The organism is Microbispora sp. ZYX-F-249 (genome assembly GCF_039649665.1).
GTDB lineage: Bacteria > Actinomycetota > Actinomycetes > Streptosporangiales > Streptosporangiaceae > Microbispora > Microbispora maris.
Map to the genome: position 1 here is coordinate 265,044 of NZ_JBDJAW010000006.1, position 16,898 is coordinate 281,941.

At 68.1% G+C, this 16,898-nt stretch carries 29 protein-coding genes; all 29 read right to left on the reverse strand.

The features are described from left to right. Nucleotides 1–162: 162 nt before the first annotated feature. The 29 genes from truA to rplB all read right to left on the reverse strand — a co-directional run bounded on the left by truA (nt 163) and on the right by rplB (nt 16,794). The gene (gene truA / locus AAH991_RS10775; protein ID WP_346225625.1) at nt 163–1,053 is read right to left on the reverse strand and encodes a tRNA pseudouridine(38-40) synthase TruA; all 891 of its coding nucleotides are present in this window, start codon (nt 1,051–1,053) and stop codon (nt 163–165) included. A gap of 82 nt (nt 1,054–1,135) precedes the next feature. After that, complete coding sequence (rplQ, locus tag AAH991_RS10780; RefSeq protein WP_346225626.1) at nt 1,136–1,666, reverse strand: 50S ribosomal protein L17; 531 nt, start codon at nt 1,664–1,666, stop codon at nt 1,136–1,138. Between the two features lie 170 nt (nt 1,667–1,836). Next, the gene (locus AAH991_RS10785; RefSeq protein ID WP_030508347.1) at nt 1,837–2,853 is read right to left on the reverse strand and encodes a DNA-directed RNA polymerase subunit alpha; all 1,017 of its coding nucleotides are present in this window, start codon (nt 2,851–2,853) and stop codon (nt 1,837–1,839) included. Nucleotides 2,854–3,008: 155 nt separating this feature from the next. Then, nucleotides 3,009–3,635 carry a 30S ribosomal protein S4 gene (rpsD, locus tag AAH991_RS10790; protein WP_142563118.1) on the reverse strand — a complete coding sequence of 209 codons (627 nt, stop codon included), beginning with the start codon at nt 3,633–3,635 and terminating at the stop codon, nt 3,009–3,011. Nucleotides 3,636–3,655: 20 nt separating this feature from the next. Further along, complete coding sequence (gene rpsK / locus AAH991_RS10795; RefSeq protein ID WP_020542285.1) at nt 3,656–4,060, reverse strand: 30S ribosomal protein S11; 405 nt, start codon at nt 4,058–4,060, stop codon at nt 3,656–3,658. A 34-nt stretch (nt 4,061–4,094) separates the two neighbouring features. Further along, the gene (gene rpsM / locus AAH991_RS10800; protein ID WP_169951815.1) at nt 4,095–4,475 is read right to left on the reverse strand and encodes a 30S ribosomal protein S13; all 381 of its coding nucleotides are present in this window, start codon (nt 4,473–4,475) and stop codon (nt 4,095–4,097) included. A gap of 224 nt (nt 4,476–4,699) precedes the next feature. After that, entirely contained in the window at nt 4,700–4,813 is a 114-nt protein-coding gene (gene rpmJ, locus AAH991_RS10805) for a 50S ribosomal protein L36 (RefSeq protein ID WP_003956441.1), read from the reverse strand. Nucleotides 4,814–4,859: 46 nt separating this feature from the next. Further along, entirely contained in the window at nt 4,860–5,081 is a 222-nt protein-coding gene (infA, locus tag AAH991_RS10810) for a translation initiation factor IF-1 (RefSeq protein WP_030508344.1), read from the reverse strand. A gap of 418 nt (nt 5,082–5,499) precedes the next feature. Continuing rightward, nucleotides 5,500–5,955 carry a DUF1707 SHOCT-like domain-containing protein gene (locus AAH991_RS10815; RefSeq protein ID WP_346225627.1) on the reverse strand — a complete coding sequence of 152 codons (456 nt, stop codon included), beginning with the start codon at nt 5,953–5,955 and terminating at the stop codon, nt 5,500–5,502. 62 nt (nt 5,956–6,017) lie between these two features. Beyond that, nucleotides 6,018–6,845 (reverse strand): type I methionyl aminopeptidase, encoded by an 828-nt coding sequence (gene map / locus AAH991_RS10820; protein ID WP_346225628.1) that lies wholly within the window; start codon nt 6,843–6,845, stop codon nt 6,018–6,020. 87 nt (nt 6,846–6,932) lie between these two features. Further along, nucleotides 6,933–7,586: an adenylate kinase gene (locus AAH991_RS10825; RefSeq protein ID WP_346225629.1), complete on the reverse strand. Its 654-nt coding sequence runs from the start codon at nt 7,584–7,586 to the stop codon at nt 6,933–6,935. After that, nucleotides 7,586–8,893 carry a preprotein translocase subunit SecY gene (secY, locus tag AAH991_RS10830; protein WP_346225630.1) on the reverse strand — a complete coding sequence of 436 codons (1,308 nt, stop codon included), beginning with the start codon at nt 8,891–8,893 and terminating at the stop codon, nt 7,586–7,588. The genes AAH991_RS10825 and secY overlap by 1 nt, the downstream gene beginning before the upstream one ends. A gap of 181 nt (nt 8,894–9,074) precedes the next feature. Beyond that, the gene (gene rplO / locus AAH991_RS10835) at nt 9,075–9,530 is read right to left on the reverse strand and encodes a 50S ribosomal protein L15 (protein ID WP_346225631.1); all 456 of its coding nucleotides are present in this window, start codon (nt 9,528–9,530) and stop codon (nt 9,075–9,077) included. A 2-nt stretch (nt 9,531–9,532) separates the two neighbouring features. Next, a complete protein-coding gene (gene rpmD, locus AAH991_RS10840) occupies nt 9,533–9,715 on the reverse strand; it encodes a 50S ribosomal protein L30 (protein ID WP_079319858.1) in 183 nt (60 codons plus the stop codon). Between the two features lie 2 nt (nt 9,716–9,717). Then, on the reverse strand, nt 9,718–10,350 hold the full coding sequence (gene rpsE, locus AAH991_RS10845) for a 30S ribosomal protein S5 (protein WP_030508336.1): 633 nt from the start codon (nt 10,348–10,350) through the stop codon (nt 9,718–9,720). Nucleotides 10,351–10,414: 64 nt separating this feature from the next. Further along, complete coding sequence (gene rplR / locus AAH991_RS10850) at nt 10,415–10,798, reverse strand: 50S ribosomal protein L18 (RefSeq protein ID WP_346225632.1); 384 nt, start codon at nt 10,796–10,798, stop codon at nt 10,415–10,417. 2 nt (nt 10,799–10,800) lie between these two features. After that, a complete protein-coding gene (gene rplF, locus AAH991_RS10855; RefSeq protein ID WP_346225633.1) occupies nt 10,801–11,343 on the reverse strand; it encodes a 50S ribosomal protein L6 in 543 nt (180 codons plus the stop codon). Nucleotides 11,344–11,361: 18 nt separating this feature from the next. Continuing rightward, nucleotides 11,362–11,760 (reverse strand): 30S ribosomal protein S8, encoded by a 399-nt coding sequence (gene rpsH, locus AAH991_RS10860; protein ID WP_346225634.1) that lies wholly within the window; start codon nt 11,758–11,760, stop codon nt 11,362–11,364. 110 nt (nt 11,761–11,870) lie between these two features. Further along, a complete protein-coding gene (locus AAH991_RS10865; RefSeq protein WP_030451489.1) occupies nt 11,871–12,056 on the reverse strand; it encodes a type Z 30S ribosomal protein S14 in 186 nt (61 codons plus the stop codon). Nucleotides 12,057–12,058: 2 nt separating this feature from the next. Then, a complete protein-coding gene (gene rplE, locus AAH991_RS10870) occupies nt 12,059–12,628 on the reverse strand; it encodes a 50S ribosomal protein L5 (protein ID WP_030508332.1) in 570 nt (189 codons plus the stop codon). Then, entirely contained in the window at nt 12,628–12,927 is a 300-nt protein-coding gene (gene rplX / locus AAH991_RS10875; protein WP_346225651.1) for a 50S ribosomal protein L24, read from the reverse strand. The genes rplE and rplX overlap by 1 nt, the downstream gene beginning before the upstream one ends. 8 nt (nt 12,928–12,935) lie before the next feature. Beyond that, nucleotides 12,936–13,304, reverse strand: a complete 369-nt coding sequence (rplN, locus tag AAH991_RS10880; RefSeq protein WP_030508330.1) for a 50S ribosomal protein L14 — start codon at nt 13,302–13,304, stop codon at nt 12,936–12,938. A 190-nt stretch (nt 13,305–13,494) separates the two neighbouring features. Then, nucleotides 13,495–13,782, reverse strand: coding sequence for a 30S ribosomal protein S17 (gene rpsQ / locus AAH991_RS10885; protein WP_346225635.1), 288 nt, complete (start codon nt 13,780–13,782; stop codon nt 13,495–13,497). Continuing rightward, nucleotides 13,775–14,011: a 50S ribosomal protein L29 gene (rpmC, locus tag AAH991_RS10890; RefSeq protein WP_079319874.1), complete on the reverse strand. Its 237-nt coding sequence runs from the start codon at nt 14,009–14,011 to the stop codon at nt 13,775–13,777. The genes rpsQ and rpmC overlap by 8 nt, the downstream gene beginning before the upstream one ends. Further along, nucleotides 14,011–14,430, reverse strand: coding sequence for a 50S ribosomal protein L16 (rplP, locus tag AAH991_RS10895; protein WP_030508327.1), 420 nt, complete (start codon nt 14,428–14,430; stop codon nt 14,011–14,013). Before rplP ends, rpmC begins: the two co-directional genes overlap by 1 nt. A gap of 2 nt (nt 14,431–14,432) precedes the next feature. Beyond that, nucleotides 14,433–15,281, reverse strand: coding sequence for a 30S ribosomal protein S3 (gene rpsC, locus AAH991_RS10900; RefSeq protein ID WP_346225636.1), 849 nt, complete (start codon nt 15,279–15,281; stop codon nt 14,433–14,435). After that, on the reverse strand, nt 15,281–15,634 hold the full coding sequence (gene rplV / locus AAH991_RS10905) for a 50S ribosomal protein L22 (protein ID WP_079319864.1): 354 nt from the start codon (nt 15,632–15,634) through the stop codon (nt 15,281–15,283). Before rplV ends, rpsC begins: the two co-directional genes overlap by 1 nt. Nucleotides 15,635–15,667: 33 nt before the next feature. Further along, nucleotides 15,668–15,946: a 30S ribosomal protein S19 gene (rpsS, locus tag AAH991_RS10910; RefSeq protein ID WP_030508324.1), complete on the reverse strand. Its 279-nt coding sequence runs from the start codon at nt 15,944–15,946 to the stop codon at nt 15,668–15,670. Between the two features lie 11 nt (nt 15,947–15,957). Further along, the gene (gene rplB / locus AAH991_RS10915; protein ID WP_346225637.1) at nt 15,958–16,794 is read right to left on the reverse strand and encodes a 50S ribosomal protein L2; all 837 of its coding nucleotides are present in this window, start codon (nt 16,792–16,794) and stop codon (nt 15,958–15,960) included. Nucleotides 16,795–16,898 lie beyond the last annotated feature (104 nt).

The window sequence follows — 16,898 nt, forward strand, 5'->3', positions numbered from 1 at the left end:
CGCGCCCCTGCGCCCCGATCGGCGCGGCCCCGGCGGCTCAGCGCTCGCCCGCGGGCGCGCGGCGCGCACAGGGCATCACCGGCGGCGGCCGGCCGGGGACGGCGGCGCCGTGAGGTGTCCGTGTTTCAGCGTGCCGTCCGCCGCGTCCCGATGGACGCAGCCTCAGCGGCTCAACGTGCGCACGCGGCGGGTGGCGGCGGCCCGCCGTGCCAGGTCCTCCGGCTCGGGGTAGCGCACCTCCTCCAGCGTGAGGCCGTGCGCGGGCGCGACGTGCACCCCCGAATCCCGTACGGCTCGCGCCAGCACCTCGCCCGGCCACTCGACGGGCCGCCTGCCCTCCCCCACGGTGAGCAGCGACCCGACCAGCGCCCGGACCATCGAGTGGCAGAACGCGTCGGCGACCACCGTCGCGAGGAGGATCCCGTCCTCACCCCTGACCCACTCGAGCCGCTGCAACTCGCGGATCGTGGTCGCCCCCTCGCGCTTGCGGCAGAACGCGGCGAAGTCGTGCTCGCCACGCAGCCGGGCGGCGGCCTCGTTCAGCAGATCCACGTCCAGCGGCCGGGCGTACCACAGCACCTCGCGCCGGCGCAGCGGGTCGACCCCGCCGGGGGCGTCGGCGACCCGGTAGCCGTACCGGCGCGACAGCGCGGAGAACCTGGCGTCGAAGCCCTCTGGGGCCACGCTGACGGCGTGCACCCGCACGTCGGGGGGCAGCACACCGGCCAGCCGCCTCGTCAGCGCAGCGAGCCACTCAGCGCCGCGCTCCTCCCACGCCTCCTCCGGCTCCGCCGGGACGGGGGCGCGCCCGGAGACGGCGGCGGCCAGCGCGGCGAGCGGAACGTCGGCGTGCGCCACCTGTCCCCTCGCGTGGACGCCGGCGTCGGTGCGGCCCGCGACCGTGAGCGGCGGCGGGGCGTCCAGGCGCAGGACCCGGCCGAGCGCGTCCTCGATCTCCCCCTGCACGGTCCGCCGCCCGGGCTGGCGCGCCCAGCCCGAGAAGTCCGTCCCGTCGTAGCCCAGGTCCAGCCTCAGCCGCAGTTCTCGCCTCACGACATCCCTCGTACGGTGCACAAAAGAAAAGCGGGCCCAGCGTCCCCCGAAGGGTAGCTGAGCCCGCTCACGGAGCCTGGGATCAGGCCTCGTCCTTCTTCTCGCCCTCCGCCGGGGCGGCCTCGGGGGCCTCGGCGGTGGTGCTCTCGGCGGCCTCGTCCTTCGCCGCCGGCGTCTCCTCGGCCTCCGCGGGGGCCGGAGCGGCCTCGGCGGCGGGCGCGGCCGGAGCCGTGCGGGAGACCCGGACCGGGTTCAGCTGCTCGGTCACCAGCTCGATGACCGCCATGGGGGCAGCGTCGCCCTTACGCGGGCCGAGCTTGGTGATCCGGGTGTAGCCACCGGGACGCTCGGCGTACGTCGGGGCGATCTCGGTGAAGAGGTGGTGGACGACGCCCTTGTCGCGGACGACCGTCAGCACCTGGCGACGGTTGTGGATGTCGCCCTTCTTCGCCTTGGTGATCAGCTTCTCCGCGAGCGGGCGGAGACGCCTGGCCTTGGCCTCGGTGGTGGTGATCCGGCCGTTCTGGAACAGCGCGGTGGCGAGGTTCGCCAGGATCAGCCGCTCGTGGGAGGGGCTGCCGCCGAGGCGGGCGCCCTTGGTGGGCTTGGGCATGTGATGCTCCTCATGGATAACCCGCTCCGGCCGTGTCAGGTACCGGGGTCGGGCCGACCGGCGTACCGGTCGTGACTTGTCATCGCCGTCTCATGCCGCCCCGGAAAGGGCGGCATGAGACGGAGGTGGCACTACTGGTGAGACGGACGCTCAGTACTGCTCAGCACTGCTCAGTACTGCTCGGTCTCGATGAACCCGCCGTCCTCGTCGTCGTACCCGCCGCCGGCGACGGCGGAGGGGTCGAACCCGGGCGGGGAGTCCTTGAGAGCCAGGCCCATCTCGTGCAGCTTCTGCTTGACCTCTTCGATCGACTTGGCGCCGAAGTTGCGGATGTCCAGCAGGTCCTGCTCGCTGCGGGCGACGAGCTCACCCACGGTGTGGATGCCCTCGCGCTTGAGGCAGTTGTACGAACGGACGGTGAGGTTGAGCTCCTCGATCGGCAGCGCCAGGTCGGCCGCGAGAGCCGCGTCCGTCGGCGACGGGCCGATGTCGATGCCCTCGGCCTCCACGTTGAGCTCGCGGGCCAGGCCGAACAGCTCGACCAGGGTCTTGCCGGCCGAGGCCACCGCGTCGCGGGGCTTCATGGACGGCTTGGTCTCGACGTCGAGGATGAGGCGGTCGAAGTCCGTGCGCTGCTCGACACGGGTGGCCTCGACCTTGTAGGTGACCTTGAGCACCGGGGAGTAGATCGAGTCGATCGGAATCCGGCCGATCTCCTGACCCGGCTGCTTGTTCTGCGCGGCGGAGACGTAGCCGCGGCCGCGCTCGACGGTCAGCTCCATCTCCAGCTTCGCCTTGCCGTTCAGCGTGGCGATGTGCAGGTCGGGGTTGTGCACCTCGACACCGGCCGGAGGCGCGATGTCGGCGGCGGTGACCTCACCGGGGCCCTGCTTGCGCAGGTACATGACCACGGGCTCGTCGTGCTCGGAGGAGACGACCAGCGACTTGAGGTTCAGGATGATGTCGGTGACGTCTTCCTTGACCCCGGGCACGGTCGAGAACTCGTGGAGCACGCCCTCGATGCGGATGCTGGTGACCGCCGCCCCCGGAATGGAGGACAGCAGCGTGCGCCGCAGCGAGTTGCCGATGGTGTAGCCGAAGCCCGGCTCGAGCGGCTCGATGATGAACCTGGACCGGTGCTCCTCGAGCGACTCCTCCTGGAGGCTCGGGCGCTGTGCGATGAGCATCTGGATCTCCTGGATCCGGGACGGCCCCGCCACCGTGGACGAGGGGTCCCTGGGTTACGGCGACGCCCGCTATTTGACGCCGCTCGCCTACAACCATGATGCCGTACGGCCGGGAGTGTACCGGCCGTACGGCACCATTAAATGCCGGGGCCCTACTACTTGGAGTAGAGCTCGACGATCAGCTGCTCCTGGACCAGCGTGTCGATCTGCTGGCGGACCGGGAGCTGGTGCACGAGGATGCGCATGTTCTCGGCGGAGACGCCCAGCCAGGCCGGGACGGTCTTGTCGCCGGCGGTCGCGCGGGCCACCTCGTACGGAAGCAGGTTGCGCGACTTCTCGCGGACCTCGATGATGTCGTGCTCGCGGACGCGGTACGACGGGATGTCGACCTTCTTGCCGTTCACGAGGAAGTGGCCGTGGCGCACCTGCTGGCGGGCCGCGTCACGCGACTCGGCGAAGCCGGCGCGGTAGACCACGTTGTCGAGACGGCTCTCCAGGATCTGGAGGAGGTTCTCACCGGTCTTGCCCGCCTTGCGGTTGGCTTCCTCGTAGTAGTTGTGGAACTGCTTCTCGAGGACGCCGTAGATGCGGCGGGTCTTCTGCTTCTCACGGAGCTGGAGCTGGTACTCCGACTCCTTCGGACGGCCGCGGCCGTGCTCACCCGGCGGGTACGGGCGGATCTCGATGGGGCACTTGGCGGACTCGCACTTCTTGCCCTTGAGGAAGAGCTTGGTCTTCTCACGGCGGCAGAGCTTGCAGTCCGGACCCGTGTAACGAGCCATTTCTCTCTACTCTCCTGAGCTCAGACGCGACGGCGCTTGGGCGGACGGCAGCCGTTGTGCGGGACCGGGGTCACGTCCTGGATGGACCCGACCTCGAGGCCGGTCGCCTGCAGCGAACGGATCGCGGTCTCACGGCCGGAGCCGGGGCCCTTGACGAAGACGTCGACCTTCCGCATGCCGTGCTCCATGGCGCGGCGGGCGGCGTTCTCGGCAGCCATCTGGGCGGCGAACGGGGTGGACTTACGGGAGCCCTTGAACCCGACGTGGCCGGCGCTGGCCCAGGAGATCACGTTCCCGTTCGGGTCGGTGATCGAAACGATGGTGTTGTTGAACGTGCTCTTGATGTGGGCGTGCCCGTGAGCGACGTTCTTCTTTTCCTTGCGGCGCACCTTCTTCGGTGCGCCCTGGCGGCTCTTCGGCGGCATTTAAGCGCTATCTCCTGGCAGTGGCTGCTAAGGACTACTTCTTGCCCGGCTTCTTCTTGCCGGCGACGGTCTTCTTCTTACCCTTGCGGGTGCGCGCGTTCGTCTGCGTCCGCTGACCGTGGACAGGCAGCCCCTTGCGGTGCCGGATGCCCTGGTAGCAGCCGATCTCGATCTTGCGTCGGATGTCGGCCTGAATCTCGCGGCGGAGGTCGCCCTCGATCTTGTAGTTCGCCTCGATGAAGTCACGCATCGGGACGAGCTCGGCGTCCGTGAGCTGGTGGACGCGCAGATCGGGGCTGATGCCGGTCGCGTCAAGGATCTCCTTGGCGCGGGTGCGGCCGATTCCGAAAACATAGGTGAGAGCGATCTCCAGCCGCTTGTCGCGGGGGAGGTCGACGCCAACCAGGCGGGCCATGGTCGGGCATTCTCCTTCAATGTGGCGGAGGTCTTGCGCCGCACTTCCCCTCCCATGCCCGGGCGAGGGCCCCGGCCTCCGACCGGGGGTCTCCCGCGTGGTACGGCTTGCGCCGCCTGCGCGGGTGTGTGACGCGATTTCGTTGTTCCGGCCCTCACGCGGCTCGAGCCCGCCACATGGGCGGACTCAGCAGGGGCCTGGTGGCGACGTACTGAGAGCTGGGCTCAGCCCTGGCGCTGCTTGTGGCGCAGGTTGTCGCAGATCACCATGACACGACCGTGCCGGCGAATCACCTTGCACTTGTCGCAGATCTTCTTGACGCTCGGCTTGACCTTCATAGTCCTTATTCGTTCCGCATACGGCCCGTCCCGCTGGCGGGGTGGGCTACTTGTACCGGTAGACGATCCGTCCGCGACTGAGGTCGTAGGGGCTCAGCTCCACGACCACCCTGTCGTCGGGCAGGATCCTGATGTAGTGCATCCGCATCCGCCCGCTGATGTGGGCCAGGACCTTGTGACCGTTGTCGAGCTGCACCCGGAACATGGCGTTCGGGAGCGACTCAATAACAGTGCCCTCAATCTCGATGGCGCCGTCTTTCTTGGCCATGGCCCTCGCGTTTCACAGATCGGATCGTCAGAGGCTTCGGAACACTAAGCAGCCGCGACCTTCGGGGCGCTTTCAGAGAGCGGCGACCAGCCAGGCCGCCTAGGCGCAAAGGTCATAGTGAACCGACAAAGGAGTGTACGACAACCCGGGCCGAATTGCGAAACGACGGCAGGGGTCCCGACACAACCAGATCACAGGGTACCCCCGGCGAAGGCCGGTGGCCAATCCCACGCCGGCGGGGATCGCGTGGTGGAGGGGAGACCGCCACACCCGCCCGCCCGGCACCGCCGAAATGCCGGGACGGGGCGGATGTGGCCTCATCACCGCGGGGGCACGGCCCGAGTGGTGCCGTACGTCGCGACACCGGACATCTACCCGCCCGCGGCTCCCGCGACGGCGGCTCTCAGGTAAAGAACGCTCAGGAGTCGCGCCGCTGGGACTGTCCGCCCGTGCCGGAGATCGTGTTGATGAGAAGGACGACCCCCCAGGGGCCCATCACCCACAGCGGCCACGGATAGACGAAATGGCCTGAGCCGATGAAGGCGAGGAGCCAGAAGAGCCAGGTCATGGCGCTGACCCCCGCCCACGCGGTCCAAGCGGACCTCAGGCTGCGCGCCTTGTCGTCAGGCCGGACCGGGCGGGCCCCTTGCGCGGGCTCGACGGCGGCCGGCAGGCGGTGCAGGTCGATGCCGGGCAGGTCGGAGGTGAGCCTGGCCAGTTCCCCGTACGTACGGCTCTGGTAGACCTGCTCCAGCCGCTCGTTGAACTCGTCGAGGGTGAGCCTGCCCTCGGCCACGTGCTCGCGCAGCGCCGCGGCGACCCGGTCACGGTCACCGTCCGAGGCCCGCATCTCCGGCGCTGCCGCCATCATCATCTCCCGGCTGTTCGAGCGATATGACCATTATGGTGCAGGCGCCGCCAGGACGGGCGGAGCCGTCAGGACGTCTCCCCCACCTCGGCCCCGGCGCCCCCGAAGCGGGAGGCGCCTCCGTCGAGCGCGGTGAGGACCAGCGGGCCGTTCTCCGTCACCGCGACGCTGTGCTCGAAGTGGGCGGACGCGCGGCCGTCGAGGGTGACGACCGTCCAGTCGTCGGCCAGCACCTTGGTGCGGTCGGTGCCGAGGTTCACCATCGGCTCGACCGCGAAGCACATGCCCACCTCGAAGCGGGGGCCGCGTCCCGGACGGCCGTGGTTGGCCACCCAGGGGTCCATGTGCATCTCGGTGCCGATGCCGTGCCCGCCGTACTCCTGGGGGATGCCGTAGCGGCCCTGAGACCGCACGTACTGCTCGATCTGGTGGCCGATGTCGCTCAGGTGCCCGCCGACCCGCAGGGCCGCGATGCCCCACCACATGGCCTCCTCGGTCACCCGCATGAGCTCGGTCAGCTTGGGGTCCACCTCCCCGATCCCCACGGTGATCGCCGAGTCTCCGTGCCACCCGTCGAGGATCGCGCCGCAGTCGATGGAGATGATGTCGCCCTCGCGCAGCGCGCGGCGGTCGGTGGGGATGCCGTGGACGACCTCGTCGTTCACGGAAGCGCAGATCGTGGCGGGGAAGCCCTGGTAACCCTTGAACGACGGGATCGCGCCCTCGCTCCGGATCGCCTCCTCGGCGATGGCGTCGAGGTCGAGCGGCGTCATCCCGGGCCGGACCGACGTCCGGAGCAACTCCAGCGTCCGGCCGACGACCAGGCCGGCCGCCCGCATCTTCTCCAGTTGCTCCGCGCTCTTGATCTGAATTCCGTGCCGGTTCTTCTTGAACACGTAGTCACACCCCCTGCCGAAATTGTCCCATATAAGCCTGAACGCCACCCCATGGAGTGGAGTGGCGTTCCCGGCCGCGGTAATGGTTCAGTCGGCGAACCGTCGCAGCGCCGACATCGCCCGCTGGGTGATCTCCTCGACCGGCCCGGTCGCGTCGACCCCCTGCAGGATGCCCTCGTCGGCGTAGAACGAGATGAGCGGCGACGTCTGCTCCTGGTAGACCTCCAGGCGCCGCCTGATGGTCTCCTCGCGATCGTCGTCCCGCTGGAAGAGCTCCCCGCCGCAGGCGTCGCAGACGCCCTCCACCGCGGGCGGGTCGAACAGCACATGCCACACCTTGCCGCAGGAACGGCACGTACGCCGCCCCGCGAGCCGGCGTACGACCTCGTCGTCCTCGACGACCAGGTTGAGGACCACGTCGAGCCCCGTGCCGAACTCGGCCAGCATCTTCTTGAGGACCTCGGCCTGGGGCACGTTGCGGGGAAAGCCGTCCAGGAGGAAGCCCTCCTGCGCGTCGTCCTCCGACAACCGGTCGCGGACCATGGCCACGGTCACCTCGTCGGGGACGAGATCACCGCGGTCCATGTACTCCTTGGCAAGTTTGCCGAGCTCCGTACCGCCGGACACGTTGGCACGGAAGATGTCGCCCGTCGAGATTTTCGGGATCGACAGGTGCGATGCGATGAACTGGGCCTGCGTCCCCTTACCCGCTCCGGGGGGCCCAACCAGGACGACGCGCACTATCTCAGGAAGCCCTCGTAGTTGCGCTGCTGAAGCTGGCTCTCGATCTGCTTGACCGTGTCCAGACCAACACCAACCATGATCAGAATGCTGGTCCCTCCGAACGGGAAGTTCTGGCTCGCCCCGACCGCCCCAAGCGCGATGATCGGGATCAGCGAGATGAAGCCCAGATACGGAGCGCCTGTGGCCGTGAGCCTGTTGAGCACGTAGCTCAGGTACTCAGCGGTCGGCCGGCCCGGGCGGATGCCCGGAATGAACCCACCGTACTTCTTCATGTTGTCGGCCACTTCAGGGGGGTTGAAAGTGATGGACACATAGAAGTACGTGAAGAAGACGATCATCGCGAAGAACACGGCCATGTAGACCGCGCTGTCGCCCTGAACCAGGTTCCGCGCCAGCCAGTCGATCACCACGTTGGGCTTCTGGCTGTTGCCGAACAGCGTCACCAGGAGCTGGGGCAGGTACAGCAGCGACGAGGCGAAGATGACCGGGATGATGCCCGCCTGGTTCACCTTGAGCGGGATGTAGGTCGAGGTGCCGCCGTACATCCGGCGGCCGACCATCCGCTTGGCGTACTGCACCGGGATGCGGCGCTGCGCCTGCTCGATGAAGACGACGACGCCGATCATCACGATTCCGACGATCATGACGATGACGAACTTGAACGGGCTCTGCCGGAAGATGTTCACCAGCTCGGACGGGAACACCGCGATGACCTGGGTGAAGATCAGGATCGACATGCCGTTGCCGACGCCGCGGTCGGTGACGAGCTCGCCCAGCCACATGATCACAGCCGTACCCGCGGTCATCGTGATGACCATGGTCACCAGGGGGAAGACCTCCTGGCTCAGCAGGATCTGCTCGTTACAGTTGGGGAACAGCTGGCCGCTGCGCGCCAGTGCGACGAACGCCGTCGACTGCAGCACCGCCAGTCCGATGGTCAGATAACGTGTGTACTGCGTGATCTTCGCCGTCCCCGACTGGCCCTCCTTCTTGAGGGCTTCCAGCCTGGGGATCACCACCGTCAGCAGCTGCAGGATGATGCTCGCGGTGATGTACGGCATGATGCCGAGTGCGAACACTGAAAGTTTCAACAGGGCGCCGCCGCTGAACAGCTGCACCATCCCGTAGATGTTGCCGGAGTCGCCCGCCTGGGCCTGCTCCAGACACAGGGCCACGTTCTGGGCGTTGACGCCCGGCGTGGGAAGCACCGAGCCAAGCCGGAACAGCACGATGATGCCCAGTGTGAAGAGCAGCTTATTGCGCAGGTCCGGCGTACGGAACGCCCGGGTAATCGCGGTCAGCACGGTCCCTCCTGCGCGCCAGTGACGCGGTAACGGTCGGCGATGGCCCGCAAGGCGTCCATCGACATGTCTTCCTGCCAGAGTGCTTGGTCGGGCACGGATGGAGCCCCGTGCCAGGCGAACTCTAACGCACTACGGGCGCGGAGGCTCATAGTGAACCTCCGCGCCTCGTGCAGCGTCATGCCTACAGCTCGGAAACCGAGCCACCGGCCGCGGCGATCTTCTCCTTCGCGCTGGCGGAGAAGGCGTGCGCCTGCACGTTCACCGCCACGGAGATCTCGCCGGTGCCCAGCACCTTAACGGGCTGGTTCTTGCGGACCGCACCCTTGGCCACCAGGTCGTCGAGCGTGACGTCGCCGCCCTGGGGGAACAGCTCCCCGAGCCTGTCCAGGTTGACGACCTGGTAGGTCGTCTTGAACAGGGCGTTGGAGAAGCCCTTCAGCTTCGGCAGCCGCCGCTGGAGCGGAACCTGGCCGCCTTCAAAGCCCGGCATGACTGCCGTACGGGCCCGGGTGCCCTTGGTGCCACGGCCGGCCGTCTTGCCCTTGGAGCCCTCGCCACGGCCCTTGCGGGTCTTGGCCTTGTTGGAGCCGGGGGCCGGACGGAGGTCGTGGATCTTGAGCGGAGCGTTCTCGGTCATGACTAGTCGACCTCCTCAACCTCGACGAGGTGCGACACCTTGGCGACCATCCCCCGGATCTCGGGACGGTCCTCCTTGACGACCACGTCGCCGATTCGCTTCAGGCCCAGCGAACGCAGCGAGTCACGCTGGTTCTGCTGGCCGCCGATCTTGGACCGGGTCTGGGTGATCTTCAGGCGAGCCATTGCTAGCTCACCGCCTTCGCGGCGGCCGCGGCCTCGGCCAGGCCCTCGGCGCGAGCCTTCAGCATGGCCTTGGGAGCGACGTCCTCGATCGGCAGGCCACGCCGGGCGGCGATCTCCTCGGGCCGGCTGAGGCCCTTCAGAGCCGCCACGGTGGCGTGCACGATGTTGATCGGGTTGTCCGAGCCGAGCGACTTGGACAGCACGTCGTGGATCCCGGCGCACTCCAGGACCGCGCGGACCGGGCCACCCGCGATGACGCCCGTACCGGGCGAGGCCGGACGCAGGAGGACGACGCCGGCGGCGTCCTCACCCTGCACCGGGTGCGGGATGGTGCCCTGGATGCGCGGGACCTTGAAGAAGTGCTTCTTGGCCTCCTCGACGCCCTTGGCGATCGCCGCGGGCACCTCCTTGGCCTTGCCGTAGCCGACCCCGACGAGGCCGTTGCCGTCGCCGACGATGACCAGCGCGGTGAAGCTGAAGCGCCGGCCGCCCTGGACGACCTTGGCCACTCGGTTGATCTTTACGACGCGCTCGATGTACGAGACGCCCTTGTCTGCGGCGCCACCGCGGCGGTCATCACGACGGTCACGCCGCTCGCCACCGCCGCCGGCACCGCGACGCGGAGCTGCAGCCATCAGTGGTTCCTCTTCTCGTTGCTCTTGGGACGGGTCATGAGGCGCGACCCTCGGACCGGAGCCATCAGAACTCCAGCCCGCCTTCACGGGCGCTGTCCGCGAGAGCGGCGATCCGCCCCGCGTAGCGGTTACCACCGCGGTCGAACACGACAGCGGTGATCCCGGCGGTCTTGGCCCGCTGAGCGAGAAGCTCGCCGACCTTCTTCGCCTTCTCGGTCTTGTCACCCTCGGCGCCGCGCAGGGAGGCGTCCATGGTGGAGGCGCTCACCAGCGTGTGGCCCTGGGTGTCGTCGACGATCTGCACGAACAGGTGACGCGTGGACCGGTTGACGACCAGACGCGGACGCTCGGCCGTGCCGAACACGTTCTTGCGGACGCGGTTGTGCCGGCGGGCCCGGGAGACCGTGCGGGCGGCCGTGTGCTTGCCGAACGCAGTCTTTCCAGCCATGGCTACTTACCAGCCTTTCCGACCTTGCGGCGGACAACCTCGCCCTGGTAGCGCACGCCCTTGCCCTTGTACGGGTCCGGCTTGCGCAGCTTCCTGATGTTCGCGGCGACCTCGCCGACCTTCTGCTTGTCGATGCCGTCCACGTGGAACAGGGTCGGCTTCTCGACGCGGAAGGAGACGCCGTCGGGCGCGTCGACGATCACCGGGTGGCTGAAGCCAAGCGAGAACTCCAGCTGCGTCGGGCCCTTGGCCGCGACGCGGTAACCGACGCCGACGATCTCCAGCGTCTTCGTGTAGCCCTGCGTGACACCCGCCACCATGTTGGCGATGAGCGTGCGCGACAGGCCGTGCAGCGCACGAACCCGGTTCTCGTCGTTCGGGCGGGTGACGGCGATGGTGCCGTCCTCGCCACGCGAGACCTCGATGGGCTCGGCGACCGTGTGAGTGAGCGTGCCCTTGGGCCCCTTGACCTGGACTTCCCGGCCGTCGATCGTGATGTCGACACCCGCCGGTACGGGGATGGGCAGCCGTCCGATTCGCGACATGCTGAGTTCCTCCCCTCGTTACCAGACGTAGGCGAGGACTTCCCCGCCCACTCCACGCTTGGTCGCCTGCCGGTCCGTCATGAGACCGCCGGACGTCGAGATGATCGCGACGCCCAGACCGCCCAGAACGCGGGGCAGGTTGTCCTTCTTTGCATAGACCCGCAGACCGGGCTTCGACACCCGGCGCAGGCCCGCGATGGAGCGCTCGCGGCTGGGGCCGAACTTCAGCTCCATCACGAGGTTCTTGCCAACCTTCGCGTCCTCGACGCTCCAGCCCTGGATGTAGCCCTCCTGCTGGAGGATCTCCGCGATGTGCGCCTTGATCTTCGAGTAAGGCATGCTCACGGTGTCGTGATAGGCCGAGTTCGCGTTACGCAGACGCGTCAGCATGTCTGCGATCGGGTCGGTCATCGTCATGGCCGGTGGCCTTCCTCACCGCGGTTTCCCCGATGGGACCTTCGGTGTGGTCGTGGGCGCTGTGGTCAGCGCCCGGTTGATATGACTTCTTTGCGGCTGGCCCGCGGGGCTTACCAGCTCGACTTGGTGATGCCGGGCAGCTCGCCCCGGTGCGCCATCTCGCGGAAGCACACGCGGCACAGCCCGAACTTGCGGTAGACAGCGCGGGGACGGCCGCAGCGGGAGCAACGAGTGTACGCCCGGACCTCGAACTTCTGCTTGCGCGCTGCCTTGACCTTCAGCGACGTCTTCGCCATGATCAGGCCTCCTTGAAGGGGAAACCGAGGAGCTTCAGCAGCGCCCGGCCCTGCTCGTCGTTCTTCGCGGTGGTCACGACCGTGATGTCCATGCCCCGCTGCCGGTCGACCTTGTCCTGGTCCACCTCGTGGAACATGACCTGCTCGGTGAGGCCGAAGGTGTAGTTGCCGTTGCCGTCGAACTGCTTCGGCGACAGGCCGCGGAAGTCCCGGATACGCGGCAGCGCCAGGGACAGCAGGCGGTCGAGGAACTCCCACATGCGGTCGCCGCGCAGCGTCACGTGCGCGCCGATCGGCATGCCCTCGCGCAGCTTGAACTGCGCGATGGACTTGCGGGCGCGGGCGACGGCCGGCTTCTGGCCGGTGATGGCGGTGAGGTCGCGCACGGCGCCCTCGATGAGCTTCGAGTCGCGAGCGGCCTCGCCGACGCCCATGTTCACCTTGATCTTGGTGATCGTGGGCACCTGCATGATGTTCTCGATGCCGAACTCCTCGCGCAGCTTCGCGATGATCTCCTCGCGGTAGCGCTGCTTGAGGCGCGGAACGGTCCGCTCTTCAGTGGTCGCGGTCATCAGTTGTCCTCACCCGTCGCCTCGGCGTCGCCCTTCGCGGCGGCCTTCTTCTCGGGCTTCTTCTCGTCATCCTTGAGCTTCTTGACGTTGCTCACGTGGATGGGAGCCTCCATGGTCTGCACGCCGCCTTCCTTGGCGCCGCGCGGTCCCTGGTTGGTGACCTTGGAGTGCTTCTTGATCATGTTGACGCCCTCGACCACCACGCGCTCCTCGCGCGGGTAGGCGGCGATGATCCGGCCCTTGGCGCCCTTGTCCTTGCCGGCGATGACCTGGACGAGGTCGCCCTTCTTCACGTGCAGCTTCGGCATCACAGCACCTCCGGCGCGAGCGAGATGATGCGCATGAACTTCTTGTCGCGCAGTTCACGGCCGACCGGGCCGAAGATGCGGGTGCCCCGGGGGTCACCGCTGTCCTTGATGATGACCGCGGCGTTCTCGTCGAAGCGGATGTAGGAGCCGTCGGGGCGGCGGCGCTCCTTCACGGTGCGCACCACGACAGCCTTGACAACGTCGCCTTTCTTAACGCCCCCGCCGGGAATGGCGTCCTTCACCGTGCCCACGATGATGTCGCCGATTCCCGCGTAGCGCCGACCCGAGCCGCCGAGCACGCGGATGCAAAGGATTTCCTTCGCACCCGTGTTGTCGGCGACCTTGAGCCGCGACTCCTGCTGGATCACGTCTACTCCTGTGTGTCGTGCCGGTTCTCACCCTCGTGGTGAGCCTGGCCGAACTGATGTGGTCTTTTTCCCTCGGCGACAGCCGTACGACCGCCACCGCTGGCGGACGGGGCCGACAGCCGGCCCCGCCCCTTGGACACCGTAGTGGGGGGCGGGTCTCCCACCCCCCACGAGGCGCGTCTATGTGAGGTTACTTGGCCTTCTCGAGGATCTCGACGACTCGCCACCGCTTGGTGGCCGACAGCGGCCGGGTCTCCATCAGGAGGACGCGGTCGCCGACGCCGCAGGAGTTCTGCTCGTCGTGGGCCTTGTACTTCGTCGTACGGCGGATGACCTTGCCGTACAGCGGGTGCTTGACGCGGTCCTCGACGGCGACGACGACGGTCTTGTCCATCTTGTCGCTGACGACCAGGCCCTCACGGGTCTTGCGGTAGTTCCGCTGCGTCTCGGTGGTCGGGGTCTCGGTTGCTTCAGACATCGCTCGGCTCCTTCTCGACCGTGACGATCCCGAGCTCGCGCTCGCGCATCACGGTGTAGATGCGGGCGATCTCGCGGCGGACGGCGCGCAGCCGCCCGTGGCTCTCCAGCTGCCCGGTCGCCGCCTGGAAGCGGAGGTTGAACAGCTCCTCCTTGGCTTCCTTCAGCTTCTGGACCAGGACCTCCTGGTCCTCGACTCGCAGCTCCGCGGCGGTCAGACCCTTAGCCATCACGCCTCACCCACTTCACGCTTGACGAAACGGCACTTCATGGGGAGCTTGTGCATCGCGCGCCGCATGGCCTCGCGGGCCACGGGCTCGGCGACACCGGACAGCTCGAACATGACACGGCCGGGCTTGACATTGGCGATCCACCACTCCGGAGAGCCCTTACCGGAACCCATGCGGGTCTCGGCCGGCTTCTTCGTCAGGGGACGGTCCGGGAAGATGTTGATCCACACCTTGCCGCCACGGCGGATGTGCCGGGTCATGGCGATACGTGCGGCCTCGATCTGGCGGTTGGTCACGTAGGAGTGCTCAAGCGCCTGAATGCCGAACTCGCCGAAGACGACCCGGGTGCCGCCCTTGGCGGCGCCGCTGCGGTCGGGCCGGTGCTGCTTGCGGTGCTTGACCCTGCGCGGGATCAGCATGGTCAGCTCCCTTCAGCACCCGGCTGCTCCGCCGGGCCGCTCTCGGGGGCGGCCTGCGCGGCCGCCTCGGTCCTGGGTGCACGGTCGGTACGGCCGGCACCGCCGCGACGCGGACGGTCGCCGCCACCGCGACGCGGACGCTCGCCCGCACCACCGCGACGGTCGTCACGCTCACGACGCTGGCTCGCGCGGGCACCGGCCGCGGCCGCCTCCCGCTCGGAGCGGCTGGTCGGGGCCTCGCCCTTGTAGATCCACACCTTCACGCCGATGCGGCCGAAGGTGGTGCGGGCCTCGTAGAAGCCGAAGTCCACGTCGGCCCGGAGCGTGTGCAGGGGCACGCGGCCCTCGCGGTAGAACTCCGAGCGGGACATCTCGGCGCCGCCGAGACGGCCGGAGCACTGGACACGGATGCCCTTGGCCCCGCTCTTCATGGCGGACTGCATGGCCTTGCGCATGGCCCGGCGGAACGAGACGCGGCTGGACAGCTGCTCGGCCACGCCCTGCGCGACGAGCTGCGCGTCGATCTCGGGGTTCTTCACCTCGAGGATGTTCAGCTGGACCTGCTTCTTGGTCAGCTTCTCCAGGTCGCCGCGGATGCGGTCGGCCTCGGCGCCGCGACGGCCGATGACGATGCCCGGCCGGGCGGTGTGGATGTCGACCTGGACGCGGTCGGTCGTACGCTCGATCTCGACCTTGGAGATGCCGGCCCGCTCCATGCCCTTCTGCAGCATGCGACGGATCGCCACGTCCTCGGCGACGTACGACTTGTACAGCTTGTCGGCGTACCACCGGCTCTTGAAGTCGGTCGTGATGCCGAGGCGGAACCCGTGCGGGTTAACCTTCTGGCCCACTAGCGGGTCCTTCCCTTCGGCTCGCGGGACTCCACGATCACGGTGATGTGGCTCGTCCGCTTGTTGATCCGATAGGCACGACCCTGGGCACGCGGGCGGAAGCGCTTGAGCGTCGGGCCCTCGTCGACCCACGCCCGGCTCACGAAGAGCGTGTCCCGGTCGAGCTTGAAGTTGTGCTCAGCGTTCGCGATCGCGCTCGAGAGCACCTTGTAAACGGTCTCGCTCGCCGCCTGGGGAGCGAACTGCAGCACGGCCTGCGCCTCCGAAGCGGGCAGCCCGCGAATGAGGTCCACCACACGGCGGGCCTTCCGGGGCGTGTGGCGCGCGTACCGCGCCTGTGCCCTGGCTTCCATCGCTTTCTCCTCTAACTGCTTGCTTGAAGGCGCTTACCGCCGGCTGCGGCGGTCTTCCTTGACGTGGCTGCGGAACGTCCGCGTGGGAGCGAACTCACCGAGCTTGTGACCGATCATCGACTCGGTGACGAAGACCGGAACGTGCTTGCGGCCGTCGTGCACGGCGATCGTGTGACCGATCATGTCCGGCACGATCATGGAGCGCCGCGACCACGTCTTGATGACGTTCTTGGTGCCCTTCTCGTTCTGAGCGTCCACCTTCTTCTGAAGGTGGTCGTCCACGAAGGGACCCTTCTTAAGACTACGTGGCATATCGGCTGCTCCTACCGCTTCTTCCTCTTGCTCCGACGACGGATGATCAGCCGGTCGCTGGGCTTGTTCGGCTGCCGGGTACGACCCTCGGGCTTGCCCTTCGGGTTCACCGGGTGGCGACCACCGGAGGTCTTGCCCTCACCACCGCCGTGCGGGTGGTCGACCGGGTTCATGGCGACACCGCGGACCGTGGGGCGCTTGCCCTTCCAGCGGTTGCGGCCGGCCTTGCCGATGCTGATGTTGGCCTGCTCGGCGTTGCCCACCTGGCCCACCGAGGCCCGGCAGCGCACGTCGACCTGACGCATTTCTCCGGACGGCATACGCAGGGTCGCGTACATGCCCTCCTTGGCGAGCAGCTGGATCTGCGCGCCGGCGCTGCGGCCGAGCTTGGCGCCGCCACCGGGACGCAGCTCCACCGCGTGGATGAAGGTACCGGTCGGGATGTTGCGCAGCGGCAGGCAGTTGCCCGGCTTGATGTCGGCCGTGGGGCCGTTCTCGATCCGGTCCCCCTGCTTGAGGCCGGCCGGAGCGAGGATGTAGCGCTTCTCGCCGTCGGCGTAGTGCAGCAGCGCGATGCGGGAGGTGCGGTTGGGGTCGTACTCGATGTGCGCGACCTTGGCCGGGATCCCGTCCTTGTCGTGGCGGCGGAAGTCGATGATCCGGTAGGCGCGCTTGTGCCCGCCTCCCTGGTGCCGGGCGGTCACCCGGCCGTGGACGTTGCGGCCGCCCTTGCTGTGCAGGGGGGCAAGCAGCGACTTCTCCGGGGTGCTGCGCGTGATCTCGGCGAAGTCCGAGACACTCGCGCCGCGACGACCCGGTGTCGTCGGCTTGTACTTACGGATGCCCATCTTTTTCGTTCATCCTTCGTCGGTTCGTACCGGTCGGGGTCCGCCTCACGGCGGTCCCCCCGGCGCTTTCTGATTGGGGCCCTCGCACGAGGCGAGGGGCCCGT

Bases quoted from the DNA above. Each gene is read 5' to 3' on its own strand.
- AAH991_RS10815 (WP_346225627.1), bottom strand. From the start codon at position 5,955: ATGATGATGGCGGCAGCGCCGGAGATGCGGGCCTCGGACGGTGACCGT.
- rpsQ (WP_346225635.1), bottom strand. From the start codon at position 13,782: ATGTCTGAAGCAACCGAGACCCCGACCACCGAGACGCAGCGGAACTAC.
- rpmJ (WP_003956441.1), bottom strand. From the start codon at position 4,813: ATGAAGGTCAAGCCGAGCGTCAAGAAGATCTGCGACAAGTGCAAGGTG.
- rplB (WP_346225637.1), bottom strand. From the start codon at position 16,794: ATGGGCATCCGTAAGTACAAGCCGACGACACCGGGTCGTCGCGGCGCG.
- rplP (WP_030508327.1), bottom strand. From the start codon at position 14,430: ATGCTGATCCCGCGCAGGGTCAAGCACCGCAAGCAGCACCGGCCCGAC.
- AAH991_RS10865 (WP_030451489.1), bottom strand. From the start codon at position 12,056: ATGGCGAAGACGTCGCTGAAGGTCAAGGCAGCGCGCAAGCAGAAGTTC.
- rplO (WP_346225631.1), bottom strand. From the start codon at position 9,530: ATGACCGAGAACGCTCCGCTCAAGATCCACGACCTCCGTCCGGCCCCC.
- rplF (WP_346225633.1), bottom strand. From the start codon at position 11,343: ATGTCGCGAATCGGACGGCTGCCCATCCCCGTACCGGCGGGTGTCGAC.
- rpsS (WP_030508324.1), bottom strand. From the start codon at position 15,946: ATGCCACGTAGTCTTAAGAAGGGTCCCTTCGTGGACGACCACCTTCAG.
- rplV (WP_079319864.1), bottom strand. From the start codon at position 15,634: ATGGAAGCCAGGGCACAGGCGCGGTACGCGCGCCACACGCCCCGGAAG.
- rpsE (WP_030508336.1), bottom strand. From the start codon at position 10,350: ATGGCTGCAGCTCCGCGTCGCGGTGCCGGCGGCGGTGGCGAGCGGCGT.
- infA (WP_030508344.1), bottom strand. From the start codon at position 5,081: ATGGCCAAGAAAGACGGCGCCATCGAGATTGAGGGCACTGTTATTGAG.
- rpsK (WP_020542285.1), bottom strand. From the start codon at position 4,060: ATGCCGCCGAAGAGCCGCCAGGGCGCACCGAAGAAGGTGCGCCGCAAG.
- rpmD (WP_079319858.1), bottom strand. From the start codon at position 9,715: ATGGCTCGCCTGAAGATCACCCAGACCCGGTCCAAGATCGGCGGCCAG.
- rpsH (WP_346225634.1), bottom strand. From the start codon at position 11,760: ATGACGATGACCGACCCGATCGCAGACATGCTGACGCGTCTGCGTAAC.
- rplE (WP_030508332.1), bottom strand. From the start codon at position 12,628: ATGACCGCGACCACTGAAGAGCGGACCGTTCCGCGCCTCAAGCAGCGC.
- rpmC (WP_079319874.1), bottom strand. From the start codon at position 14,011: ATGGCTAAGGGTCTGACCGCCGCGGAGCTGCGAGTCGAGGACCAGGAG.
- AAH991_RS10785 (WP_030508347.1), bottom strand. From the start codon at position 2,853: ATGCTCATCGCACAGCGCCCGAGCCTCCAGGAGGAGTCGCTCGAGGAG.
- rplR (WP_346225632.1), bottom strand. From the start codon at position 10,798: ATGGCTGGAAAGACTGCGTTCGGCAAGCACACGGCCGCCCGCACGGTC.
- rplQ (WP_346225626.1), bottom strand. From the start codon at position 1,666: ATGCCCAAGCCCACCAAGGGCGCCCGCCTCGGCGGCAGCCCCTCCCAC.
- rpsM (WP_169951815.1), bottom strand. From the start codon at position 4,475: ATGGCCCGCCTGGTTGGCGTCGACCTCCCCCGCGACAAGCGGCTGGAG.
- rpsD (WP_142563118.1), bottom strand. From the start codon at position 3,635: ATGGCTCGTTACACGGGTCCGGACTGCAAGCTCTGCCGCCGTGAGAAG.